Source organism: Bradyrhizobium sp. Leo114, from assembly GCF_055229415.2.
This window is the reverse complement of record NZ_JBUYEN020000260.1, coordinates 1-259: the sequence shown is the minus strand read 5'-3', so window position 1 is coordinate 259 and position 259 is coordinate 1. Positions and strand designations below refer to the sequence as shown.

The window sequence follows — 259 nt, the reverse complement described above, 5'->3', positions numbered from 1 at the left end:
CATCCGAGGTTGAGCAAGGTAGTCAAACGGCGTCTTCGAGAGCTTCATCGCACGCTCGATCCCGTGGCCCTGCTGGCCGAGATGAGAGACGCCCAGGCGGAGCTCGGCACGCGTGTCGACGCCCGATCGGGTAGGCTCGCGGCAGCAAGCCCACCGGCGCCGACAAAGATCGCAGCAGCGTTCGCGAAGGAGCTCGGCAATGACCTGCATCTAGGGGAGCAGCGCATCATCCATCGGCGCATGCGCAAGCCATACAAAA

1 pseudogene is annotated in these 259 nt (G+C 63.7%); it reads left to right on the top strand.

The window, feature by feature from the left end:
- Nucleotides 1-259, top strand: a pseudogene (locus ACZIRK_RS45655) (transposase); the annotation flags it as partial.